This is a genomic window from uncultured Georgenia sp. (assembly GCF_937958535.1).
GTDB lineage: Bacteria > Actinomycetota > Actinomycetes > Actinomycetales > Actinomycetaceae > Oceanitalea.
Genome location: NZ_CALGNQ010000277.1, coordinates 1 through 9,591 on the forward strand (window position 1 = coordinate 1; position 9,591 = coordinate 9,591).

Here is a 9,591-nt window from a genome sequence, read left to right on the forward strand (position 1 = left end):
TTCGGCTTGCGGGACGTTCCAATGCCTGGCGCGAGATCCGACCGCGTCGTGGGCCATCGACGCAACGCAGTGGCGGCGTGGCTCCGCCTCGTCGCCAGCGCCGTGAGCCTTCGGCATCGAGCTCCTCATGTTCGCGCTCGCCAGGCTTCGTAGTCTCGGACTTTCGCACAGGAGCACCTCCGACAACACGGACGCCGCCCTAGGGTCTTACCTCTCGTGGTGTCTCACGTCTGCCTTGTCGGTGCCGGGTGGCGTGTTTGCTGACCGGTGATTGCGTGCACCGACTGCTGCGCAAGGGCACCGGCCGACCTCGAGACGTCGTTGCTCCGCTCACGGGGGTTCCCATTCGACGGCTACCCCGTCACCGTGAGCACTGTCACCGCGACAGAGCATACCCCCGGGGGTATATTGGACGCATGACGACATCGACATTCGCAAGCCGGTTGCGTGCCATGTTCACCCGCAACCGTGACGACAGCACCCTGGGGTCCTCGGTCAGCGCCGCTCGCGCGGTCGAGCTGGTCCGCGACGGAGCCGCCCTCATCGACGTCCGGGAGAGCCAGGAGTGGAAGGCCGGCCATGCTCCGCAGGCGATCCACGTCCCGCTCGGCAAGATCGACACCGCGTCCCGGCGCCTGTCGGCGAGCACGCCGGTCCTGGTCGTGTGCGCGAGCGGGATGCGCTCGCGAACGGGCGCGAAGAAGCTGCGCGACGCGGGCTTCGAGGCCGCCAGCGTTTCCGGCGGGATGAGCGCGTGGGAGCAGGCCGGAGGGGCGGTGCGCCGATGACCACGGACCTGAACCCGAACGGCCGCCCCAGTAGGCGCATCGTCATCGTCGGAGGTGTCGCCGGCGGCATGAGCGCCGCCGCCCGCGCCCGCCGCCTGGACGAGCACGCCGAGATCGTCGTCCTCGAGCAGGGCGAGTACGTGAGCTTTGCCAACTGCGGCCTGCCGTACCACCTGTCTGGTGAGATCGACTCGCGGGAGAACCTGCTCCTGCACACCCCGGCCTCGCTCGCGCGGACGCTCAAACTCGACGTCCGCACCGGCCACCGTGTCACCGCGATCGACCGCGCGCGCCGTGAGGTGAGCGTCGTCAGTGGCGGCTCGAGGCACCGGCTGGGGTATGACGCTCTCATCCTCGCGCCGGGCGCCGTTGCCGTCCGCCCTCCGATCGAGGGTCTGGACCACCCGGTGGTCCACTCCCTGCGCACCATTCCCGACCTCGACGCCGTCCAGGGCGCGGTCACCACTCTGCTGGAGAAGCGGGAGCCGGGCTCCGACGCGCCGCAGGCCGTCGTGGTCGGCGCTGGGTTCATCGGCCTGGAGGCCGTCGAGGCGCTGGCAGCCCGCGGCCTGCGCGTGCACCTCGTCGAGCTCGCCGACCACGTCCTGCCGCCGCTGGACGCCGAGCTGGCCCCGCTCCTGGCGGAGGAACTCACCACTCATGGTGTCGGGCTGCACCTGGGCGTGTCTGCCCAGGCGGTCACCGACACCCCGGACGGCACGGTGACGGTAAGGCTCTCCGACGGGACGGTCGTGCCGGCCGACCTCGTCATCGTCAACGTCGGCGTTCGTCCTGCGAGCACGCTCGCCGAGGAGGCGGGTCTGGAATTGAGCGAACGCGGAGCGATCCGCGTCGACGGTGACCAGCGCACCTCCGACCCCCATATCTGGGCGGTCGGGGACGCCGTGGAGGTCCGCCAGGCCGTCACCGGCATCCTGGGCACCGTGCCGCTCGCCGGTCCCGCCAACCGCCAGGGCCGGCGTGCCGCCGACTCCATCAGCGGGCACCGCACCACACCCCAGCAGGAGGTCCTCGGCACGGCCATCGTCCGGGTCTTCGGGCTGACGGCGGCGGTGACGGGCGCGAACCAGGCCACGCTGCGGTCTGCCGGCATCGACCACGAGGTCGTCCACCTCCACCCCGGCCACCACGCCGGGTACTTCCCGGGGGCCGAGCAGGTGCACCTCGTGGCGAGCTTCGCGCCGGACGGCCGACTGCTCGGTGCCCAGGCCGTGGGCCGGGCCGGCGTCGACAAGCGGATCGACGTGCTCGCCACCGCCCTGCGCGCCGGGATGACCGCCGACGACCTCGCCGAGCTCGAGCTCGCCTACGCCCCGCCCTACGGCTCCGCCAAGGACCCGGTGAACATGCTCGGCTTCGTCGCCCAGAACGTCCTGGACGGCACGATGCCGCAGTGGCAGGCCTGGGACCTCGACGAGGTCCGCGCGACGTCCCTCGTGCTCGACGTCCGTTCGGGTGGGGAGTACGGCAACGGCCACCTCGACGGTGCCCTCAACATCCCGCACACCGAGTTGCGGCACCGCCTCGACGAGGTGCGCGCCGCCGCCGAGGGCCGCCCGGTGGCCGTCCACTGTGCCAGCGGCGTCCGCTCCTACCTGGCCACCCGCATCCTGCGCGGGGAGGGGATCGACGCCCGCAACCTCTCCGGGGGCTGGCTCACCCTCCTGTCCGTCCGCCCCGACGTCCTGTCCTCGCCCGTCACCGCCTGACCCGTCACCGAAGGAGAACTCACATGTGCAGTCCCATCCGTTGCGCCACCTGCGGCAAGGTCACCTGGACCGGCTGCGGCATGCACGTCGACGAGGTCATGGCCGTCGTGGAGGAGCCGTCGGCGCGGTGCACGTGCCGCTGACCGTCTCGCAGGCCGTGGAGGTGCGTCGGGGCGAGGCTCTCGCCCGGCTCTCCACGGCCACCGGCGACGCGTCGCTGTGTACCCTCTCGCGGAACGGCATGCCCCGGCCCGCGTGGAAGTACCACGAGGGTGCGGTCGCGGCCCTCACCGACGTGCGCCGCCGGCTCGAGACGTCACCCGAGCCGGCGGACACCGCGGTCCTCCACGTGCGTGAGCACTGGGAGACGGCCCGCGAGCGGGCGGCAGTGTCGTCCTCGTCCACCTGGCAGGCCTACCTCGACGGCGCGGTCGACGCACTCGACGACCTCGCCCGCCACGCGAGCCCGGTGGCTCCCGCGCAGACGGCTCCCTCGACGACGGGTCCCGTTCCACCAGCTCCCGTTCCCACGGCTACCGCAGCCACGGGTGCCGCCCCGACGGGGCCCGCGTCCGCTGCCGCTGTCGTGACACCCCTCAGCGACGTCGCGTCGCTCACCCGCGTCGCGGACCCGGACCGGCCGCTGCCCGTGAACCTCGCGCTCTCCGGCCCGCGCCCCCACCGACACTGGTCGGGCCGCCAGACCGTGGCGACAGTCGCGCTCGCACCGCTCCTCCTCGTCCTGCTCGTCACCGAGGGTGGGGGCTGGGACCTGGGGCGCGCACCGCTGTGGACCGTGCTCGTAGCGGCCACGGCCGTCGGAGCGGCCGCGATCCTGGCGACCTACCTGCCCGGACGCAGCCCCTGCCGCAGGAGCCGTGTCGGCCTCACGCCGTGCGCCGTCGTCCCCGTGATGACGGTCCTTGCCGCCGGGTGGCTCCTGGGCGCCGAGCCGCACGCGGTGCTCTCGGCCGTCGCGGGCCTCGCCGCGGTGGCTGTCGGCCTGGCTCACCGCCTGACCGGCACGCGCTGCAGCGCGTGACCCGCGCGGAATACCCGACCCGCATTGCTGTTGATATACCCGTAGGGGTATTCTTCGACGCCATTGGAGGCACCACATGACCACCGTCAACCTCACCGCCGGCACCTTCGTCGACACCATCCGTCAGGACGGCATCGTCCTCGTCGACTGGTGGGCGTCCTGGTGCGGCCCCTGCCGGATGTTCGCCCCGGTCTACGAGAAGGCCGCCGAGACACACGAGGACATCGTCTTCGCCAAGGTCGACACCGAGGCCGAGCAGGGCCTCTCCGGTGAGGCGGGCATCACGTCCATCCCCACGCTCATGGCCTTCCGTGACGGCATCCTCGTCTTCTCCCAGCCTGGCGCGCTGCCGGCGACGGCGCTCGAGGAGGTCATCACCGCGGTCCGTAGCCTCGACATGGACGAGGTCCGCGACCAGCTGGCAAAGCAGGAGTCACAGCGCGAGAGCGCCTGACCGCTCACTCACACCCCACCACCGCGAAACTGGAGACGACATGAGCTACGGCATCAGCACGACCGTCGAGAAGCCCTTCGACGAGACCGTCACGGCGCTGCGTGAGGCGCTGTCCGAGCAGGGCTTCGGCGTCCTCACGGAGATCGACATGGCTGCCACCCTGAAGGCCAAGCTCGACGTCGACATCCCGCCGCAGGTCATCCTCGGCGCGTGCAACCCGCCCCTGGCGCACCGCGCGCTCCAGGCGGAGGAGTCGATCGGGCTGCTCCTGCCGTGCAACGTCGTCGTCCGGTCGGTCGGGGAGACGAGCACGGTGGTCGAGGCCCTCGACCCGCGGATCATGGTCGGCGTCACCGACAACGCGGCGCTGCGCCCGGTGGCAGACGACGCGGCCGGCCGGCTGCGTGCCGCCCTGGGCGCCCTGGACGCGGCATGACTGTCGACGGGCCGGTGCGCGCCGGCGAGGTGGAGACGACCGGGCACGGTCGCGGCATCGAGCTCGACCCGACGGAGATGGGCAAGGTCGTCAACCGGCTCAAGCGTGCGCAGGGCCAGCTCGCCGGCGTCGTGCGCATGCTGGGGGAGGGGCGCGACTGCGAGGACGTCGTCACCCAGCTGTCGGCGGTCTCCAAGGCCCTCGACCGGGCGGGCTTCGCGATCATCGCCTCCGGCATGAGGCAGTGCCTCATCGACTCCGACGGCGAGGACACCCTGGACGTCCAGAAGCTGCAGAAGCTCTTCCTGTCCCTCGCCTAGACCACTCCTGCCCGAGGGCGGGGTGCGGTCTGCCTCAGCACGCGCCCACGAGGACCGTGGTTGCGTAGGGCGCGGCGACCAGCGCCACTGCCGCGGCAGTGGCGAGCAGGTAGCAGGCGACCAGGGCGCCGGTGAGGCGGTCGGGCGCCCCGGTGCCGGCGGTGAGTCGGGTGATCCGGGACGGCACGAGGGTGGCAGCCGCGTGCAGCGAGTGGGCCGTGGCCAGGACGCCAGGTCGGTGCAGGGTGAGGAGCGCACCGGCCAGGGCGCGTGTGCCGTGCGAGCGGAGCGCGGCGTCGTCGGCGGCCATCTCGGCGTAGGCGGCGACCGCACCGCGGGCGCAGCGCAGGAGCGGGACCCAGCCGAAGATGGTGCGCAGGCTGCCGAGCACGGCCAGGACGAGGTGATGGCGTCCGGCCAGGTGGGCCTTCTCGTGGGCCAGGACGGCAGCGAGCTGGGGGCCGTCGAGTGCGTCGACGGTCCCGCGTGACAGCACCACGCCGGCACCCGGCAGCGTGTAGGCGGCGGGTTCGGCGTCGGGCACCAGCCAGACCCGTTCTCCGCCCACCGTGCCGCGCACCGCCGTGGCGCCCAGCAGCTCCAGGTGCGCCCTCGTGTCGCGCCGCCGGCGGCGCGCCGTCACGAGCAGGACGGCGACCACGCTCAGTCCGAGCGCGGCCGTGGCGAGAAGTGGGACGGCGGGCGGGACGTTCGCGTACGCCGCCGTCGCGACGAACGGGTTGCTCGCCTCCAGGCACCTGCGACACACCGCGCCGGCCGCTCCGGGGAGGCCCGGGCCGCCGGCCACCCACCCGACGAGCGGGCCGAGCGCGAGCAGGCCGAGCACCCACAGGGCCGCCCCTGCAGTCCATGCCGCGATACCGGTGCGCGGGTACCGGGCAAGTGTCGGGCCGAGGCGCCCGAGCGCCCAGGGCCCCGCGGTCGCGCCCGCGAGGAGCAGGGCGACGAGGCCCATGACGGTGGCCGTGCTGGTCACGGCGCCGCCCGGTCCTCGTCGAGGAGTGCGCGCAGCACGGCGACGTCCTCCTCGGGGATCGAACCGACGAAGTGGAGCAGCGAGTCACTGCGATCGGTGCTGGTGGCGAGGGCTCGGGCCATCATCTCGGCGGTGTAGGCGCTGCGGCCCACGAGCGGCCGGTACGCCCAGACCCTCCCAGTGAGGATCTTCTCCACCAGGCCCTTGCGGCTGAGGTTGTTCAGCACGGTCGCGATCGTCGTGTACGCCAGGGGCTGGCTGGTGCGTTCGAGGACGTCGCGGGTGCACACCTCCGCCGGACAGTCCCACAGGATCTCCATCACCTGCCGCTCGAGCGGCCCCAGGGTCGGAACGGGCTCAGCCACGGGCGACCGCCCCGGGGACCGGGCAGGAGATCTCCCCGCGCAGCCGCACCGCCAGCGCCCAGCCCGCCAGGGCGAGCGCAGTGACGGCGAGGAGGGGCTGGAGCGGGGCGAACCACGTCAGTGCGCCCGAGTAGCCCAGGGCGAGCAGTGCGATCTTGTTGCACACCGGGCACCCGACCGCGAACCACGCCAGGACGCTGCCGGCCATGCCGGCGCGGCTCGTGCGTCTGTCGGTGGCACTGCTGAGCTCCGAGGGGGTGCTGCCGAGGGGGCGGACGTAGGTCGCGGTGAGGAGCCCGACCACCAGCGCGGTGAGGACGAGAACCGGGTAGTTCCACGCCACCACCGGAATGTCGCGGGCGAAGACGGGGTTGGGGATGATCACGGTCGCCACGCCCACGACCAGTCCGTACCCCACGGCCACCGCACTCGCGACCGCCCATCGTCGGCGGTCCCAGCCTCGGAGCACCTGCCCCATCGTCGGTTGCGCGCGGATGTCGGACTGAGGGGGAGCTGACCATGCCATCGCTCTACTATACGTGATAGTAAGTACTACCTGGCGTAGTAGTGCTGCCCTGACCCGCCAGTCGTTGCCTACCCGACAGGACCAGATGTCTTCCGCTTCCACCCGCCGCGCCCCGTGGCTCATCCCCGCCGTCATCGTGCTCGTCGCCGCCGGGCTGGTGGTGGCCTCGATCCTGGTGTCCGGCCGCGGCGAGACGGACGCGCCGACGCCCTCCTCGACGCCTGCCGCCGACGTCGTCGGGCCGGAGACGCCCACAACCATCGACCTCGCCCGTCTGGAGGCGGACGACCCGCTCGCGGTCGGACCCGTCGACGCTCCGGTGAGCCTCATCGTTTACTCCGACTACCAGTGCCCGTTTTGCGCCTCCTGGTCCGCTGACACCGGCCCGGTCATGCTGGAGTACGCCGCGGCCGGTGACCTCCGCATCGAGTTCCGCGACATCGTCGTCTTCGGCGAGGAGTCCCAGACCGCCGCCCGCGCCGCCTACGCGGCCGGACTGCAGGACCGGTACCTCGACTTCCACGACGCCCTGTTCCCCGGCGGGGAGAAGCTCCCGGCCCGCGGGCTCACGGAGGACGCCCTGATCGCGACGGCGGAGGAGTTGGGACTGGACGTGGAGCGCTTCACCGCGGACCTCGGGTCGCCGGAGGTGGCGGCCGAGGTGCAGCGCAACGTCGACGAGGCCGCGGCGATCGGTGCCTTCTCCACACCGGCGTTCCTGCTCGCCGGGCAGCCGATCCTGGGCGCCCAGCCGACGGACGTCTTCGTCGGTGCTGTGGAGCGGGCCCTGGACGAGGCCGGGGCCTGAGCCCGTGGAGCTGAGTCTCTTCGCCGCCTTCGTCGGTGGCGCGCTCGCCCTGCTGAGTCCCTGCGGCGCACTGCTCCTGCCCGCCTTCTTCGCCACGACGGTTGGCACCCGCGCACGCCTGCTGCTCCACGGTGGACTGTTCTTCCTCGGGCTGTCCGTCACCCTCGTCCCGCTCGGGCTGGGTGCCTCGTTCCTCGGTTCGCTCCTCACCTCACACCGGGAGCTGCTCATCACCGTCGCCGGATGGCTCATCATCGTCTTCGGTCTGCTGCAGGTCGTCGGACTCGGCTTCGACCTGTCCCGGCTCCTACCCGGTGTCCAGACCACGCGGTCCGCCGCACACCGCAAGGGTTCCGTGGTCCGCTCGATCCTGCTGGGCACCGTCTCCGGGGTTGCCGGCTTCTGCTCCGGTCCGATCCTCGGCGCCGTGCTCACCATGGCCGCCACCGAGCCGTCCCAGGTTCTGGCCGGCGTGCTGCTCGCCGTCTACGGCGCCGGGATGGTCGTGCCGCTCGTCGTCATCTCGGCGCTGTGGACCCGGCTGGGTTCGCGGGGTCGAGCCCGCCTCCGTGGCCGTGCCTGGAGTGTGGGACCCGTGCAGCTGCACACCACCTCCGTCGTCACCGGGGTGCTGCTGATCGTCGTGGGGGTGATCTTCCTCCGCACCAACGGGATGGCCAGCCTTCCTCAGCTCGTGCCGTCCCGGATCCTGGGCGAGATGCAGTCGGCGGTGCTGGCCTTCGGGTCGGCGGTGCCCGAGCCGGTCCTCATCAGCGTGCTCGCGCTGGGGGCACTCGGGGCGTGGGCTGCATGGCGGCGCCGCAAGAACGACGACGACGCCGCGCAGGAGCACGACGCTCCGTCCCGCGAGCGGGCCGGCAGGCAGTCGTGAAGCGGCACGCGGGCCTCCTCGCCGCCGTCGTGCTGCTCGCCGGGTGCGCCGGCGCCGAGCCCGGCACCGAACCCGTCGTCGAGCCTGAGCCGACCGTCCTCGAGGGGGCGGCCCCGCCGTCGGAGCGGGTGGACGAGGCCTCCCTGCCCCTCGCCCTGTCCGGCCTTTCCATCCTCGACCCGGGCTGGGACGACGTCCCCCTGGAGATCGACGGTCTCCTGCTCGGCCTGGACCATCCGGACGATGGTGAGCCCCTGCGCTTCGTTGCCGCGCGTGAGGACGGCACGCTGCTCTGGGAGGCCGAGCGACCGCCGTCGTGCACGGGTTTTGCGCTGACCCGGGCGGAGGGCCGACCGGTCGCGGTCCTCACCGACGTGGCGCCAGGGCATGACACGGTCGCTCAGACCTCCGCCAGCGCCTACGACCTGACCACGGGGGAGCTGGTCTGGGGGCCGGTCGACGTGCCCGGCCCGTTGCAGGGCCCGGGGACCGTCTTCGCCGCGCCTGCACCCGGTGCGGCGATGGGGGACACCGGACCGCGGGTCGTGCTCGACCCGGACACCGGTGAGGTCATGGCCGACGAGGAGCACGACGTCGTCGTCGTGGGTGAGTACGGAGGTGTGGTGCTCACCGCGACCGATGACACGCTCAGCGCGAGCGGTGCCGGAACCCCGTGGGACCTGCCCCTGACAGACCTCGGAGCCATGTCCGCGCCGGCCGCGCTCCCCGGGGTGGACGCACCGCCTGGAACGGCGCTGCTCGGCGAGCCGGGCGCGACGTCCGGTGCGCTCATCGACGTCACGACTGGTGAGATCCTCGCAACGGGTGTGCACGATGCGGTGACCGAACCGATCTCGGGAACTCTGGTCACCGTGGAGGGCGACCACCTCGTCGGCTACCCGGCAACCGGCGATCGGTGGGAGCGGCCCCTGGAGGGCATGAGCCTGTCAGCTGCCGGGAACCTGTTCGCCTACATCCGCTCCGACAGCGCCATCCGCGCCGTCAACGTCGTGACTGGCGCCGACGCGGTGGCCTACGACGACGCTGTCGCGACGCCGGCCGTGCCCGTCCTGGTAACGGCCGGAGGGGCGACCGTCGTCGACGGTAACCAGCTGGCGCTCGTCGTCCCATCAGACTGGTAGCGGCCGAAGACCGGCGCAAATAGGGCGCACCCCATCGAGAGGCTTACTCCTCCGACGCGGATGGCCGAACGCCGTCCCGGTGGAGGATCCC

At 72.3% G+C, this 9,591-nt stretch carries 12 protein-coding genes; 9 read left to right on the forward strand and 3 right to left on the reverse strand.

The window, feature by feature from the left end; genetic code table 11:
• The first annotated feature begins 416 nt into the window (after positions 1 to 416).
• The 6 genes from Q0195_RS15405 (at position 417) to Q0195_RS15430 (ending at position 4,770) form a co-directional block, all read left to right on the forward strand.
• On the forward strand, positions 417 to 788 hold the full coding sequence (locus tag Q0195_RS15405; RefSeq protein WP_299280125.1) for a rhodanese-like domain-containing protein: 372 nt from the start codon (positions 417 to 419) through the stop codon (positions 786 to 788).
• On the forward strand, positions 785 to 2,518 hold the full coding sequence (locus Q0195_RS15410; protein ID WP_299280127.1) for an FAD-dependent oxidoreductase: 1,734 nt from the start codon (positions 785 to 787) through the stop codon (positions 2,516 to 2,518). Before Q0195_RS15405 ends, Q0195_RS15410 begins: the two co-directional genes overlap by 4 nt.
• 241 nt (positions 2,519 to 2,759) lie before the next feature.
• Positions 2,760 to 3,560: a hypothetical protein gene (locus Q0195_RS15415; RefSeq protein ID WP_299280129.1), complete on the forward strand. Its 801-nt coding sequence runs from the start codon at positions 2,760 to 2,762 to the stop codon at positions 3,558 to 3,560.
• Between the two features lie 76 nt (positions 3,561 to 3,636).
• Positions 3,637 to 4,014: a thioredoxin gene (gene trxA / locus Q0195_RS15420; RefSeq protein WP_299280131.1), complete on the forward strand. Its 378-nt coding sequence runs from the start codon at positions 3,637 to 3,639 to the stop codon at positions 4,012 to 4,014.
• Positions 4,015 to 4,054: 40 nt separating this feature from the next.
• Positions 4,055 to 4,450 (forward strand): DUF302 domain-containing protein, encoded by a 396-nt coding sequence (locus Q0195_RS15425; protein WP_299280133.1) that lies wholly within the window; start codon positions 4,055 to 4,057, stop codon positions 4,448 to 4,450.
• Between the two features lie 56 nt (positions 4,451 to 4,506).
• Positions 4,507 to 4,770: a metal-sensitive transcriptional regulator gene (locus Q0195_RS15430; protein WP_299280144.1), complete on the forward strand. Its 264-nt coding sequence runs from the start codon at positions 4,507 to 4,509 to the stop codon at positions 4,768 to 4,770.
• Positions 4,771 to 4,804: 34 nt separating this feature from the next.
• Here Q0195_RS15430 and Q0195_RS15435 read toward each other — a convergent pair whose 3' ends face one another.
• From Q0195_RS15435 to Q0195_RS15445, 3 genes are read right to left on the reverse strand one after another with little or no spacing between them, the layout of a single operon-like run.
• Positions 4,805 to 5,767 (reverse strand): M56 family metallopeptidase, encoded by a 963-nt coding sequence (locus tag Q0195_RS15435; protein WP_299280134.1) that lies wholly within the window; start codon positions 5,765 to 5,767, stop codon positions 4,805 to 4,807.
• The gene (locus Q0195_RS15440; protein WP_299280136.1) at positions 5,764 to 6,132 is read right to left on the reverse strand and encodes a BlaI/MecI/CopY family transcriptional regulator; all 369 of its coding nucleotides are present in this window, start codon (positions 6,130 to 6,132) and stop codon (positions 5,764 to 5,766) included. Before Q0195_RS15440 ends, Q0195_RS15435 begins: the two co-directional genes overlap by 4 nt.
• Positions 6,125 to 6,610 carry a hypothetical protein gene (locus tag Q0195_RS15445; RefSeq protein WP_299280146.1) on the reverse strand — a complete coding sequence of 162 codons (486 nt, stop codon included), beginning with the start codon at positions 6,608 to 6,610 and terminating at the stop codon, positions 6,125 to 6,127. The genes Q0195_RS15440 and Q0195_RS15445 overlap by 8 nt, the downstream gene beginning before the upstream one ends.
• A gap of 133 nt (positions 6,611 to 6,743) precedes the next feature.
• Here Q0195_RS15445 and Q0195_RS15450 point away from each other — a divergent pair, with 133 nt between their 5' ends.
• The 3 genes from Q0195_RS15450 to Q0195_RS15460 are packed head-to-tail and all read left to right on the forward strand — an operon-like array spanning position 6,744 to position 9,500.
• The gene (locus tag Q0195_RS15450; RefSeq protein WP_299280138.1) at positions 6,744 to 7,466 is read left to right on the forward strand and encodes a thioredoxin domain-containing protein; all 723 of its coding nucleotides are present in this window, start codon (positions 6,744 to 6,746) and stop codon (positions 7,464 to 7,466) included.
• Positions 7,467 to 7,470: 4 nt separating this feature from the next.
• Entirely contained in the window at positions 7,471 to 8,358 is an 888-nt protein-coding gene (locus tag Q0195_RS15455; protein WP_299280140.1) for a cytochrome c biogenesis CcdA family protein, read from the forward strand.
• Positions 8,355 to 9,500, forward strand: coding sequence for a hypothetical protein (locus Q0195_RS15460; RefSeq protein ID WP_299280142.1), 1,146 nt, complete (start codon positions 8,355 to 8,357; stop codon positions 9,498 to 9,500). Before Q0195_RS15455 ends, Q0195_RS15460 begins: the two co-directional genes overlap by 4 nt.
• Positions 9,501 to 9,591: the final 91 nt, after the last annotated feature.